The sequence below is a fragment of the Streptomyces sp. NPDC055025 genome (assembly GCF_053608565.1).
Window position 1 is genome coordinate 1 of record NZ_JBSGVS010000159.1, and the last position, 1,100, is coordinate 1,100.

Annotated in this window: 1 protein-coding gene; it reads left to right on the forward strand. The window is 68.4% G+C overall.

Translation table 11 applies throughout. The features are described 5' to 3' along the window. Window positions 1-45: 45 nt before the first annotated feature. Window positions 46-1,100: IS30 family transposase (locus tag ACWGDX_RS39365; protein ID WP_453633639.1), on the forward strand; the 1,055-nt coding region annotated here is incomplete at its 3' end.

Sequence of the window (1,100 nt, forward strand, 5' to 3'; positions counted from 1 at the left end):
CTTGAGTTCTAGTGGTCGTTGCAACACCCCAGCTCAGGGGAAGCAATGGCCATCGATTACGGCAAGCGGCGCAAGCCCACGGGACATGCTCCGCAGGTCCAGAAGCGGGAGGAATACTTCCGACTTGTGGATCAAGGAGTGACGTTCTCAGAGGCCAGCCGGATCGTCGGGATCAATCTGCGTACCGGCAAGCGCTGGCGCAACGGCCGTCACACATCCGGCGGCCGGAAGGCGGTGCCACCCATCCGTGCGGTGGCACCGCCTTCTGCGCGGTCCCGGTACTTGTGCGAAGCCGAGCGCATACACATAGCCGACCGGCTGCGCGAGAGGGCCACGGTCCGGGCCATCGCTGCCGAACTGGGCCGCAGTCCGTCCACAGTCAGCCGGGAGATCAGGCGCAACGGCATGCGACTACGCCAGAACTCCTCCCGCTGGACTTACCGCCCGCATGCGGCCCAGGCGCGTGCGGACGCCCGCCGGCCACGTCCCAAGCCCGGGAAGATCAGCCAGAACCCCGAGCTCCGGGACTTCATCCAGGACCACCTGACCAAGCGGTGGAGCCCGGAACAGGTCTGTCACGCTCTGCGGAGGAACTTCCCCGACCGGCCGGAGATGCGTGTGACCCACGAAACCATCTACCAGGCCCTCTACGTCCAAGGCCGCGGCGAACTCCGCCGCGAACTGACCCGCGCCCTGCGCACCGGACGGGCCATACGCAAGCCGCACGTGCGCACCACGGCCCGCCGGCCGCGTTTCTCCCACCCCATGGTCATGATCAGCGAACGGCCTGCCGAGGCCGCCGACCGGGCGGTTCCCGGCCACTGGGAGGGCGACCTGATCGTCGGGCGGGAGAGCCGTTCAGCCATCGCCACCCTGGTCGAACGCACCACCCGCTACCTGATGCTCGTCCACCTGCCCCACGACCACACCGCGTCCCATGTCCGCGACGCCCTCGCCGAGACAGTCACGGTCCTGCCCGCACACCTGAGACGGTCCCTCACCTGGGACCAGGGCGCCGAAATGGGCGCCCACCACGCCTTCACCATCTCCACCGGCGTCCCGGTCTACTTCTGTGATCCGGCCAGCCCCTGGCAGCGCGG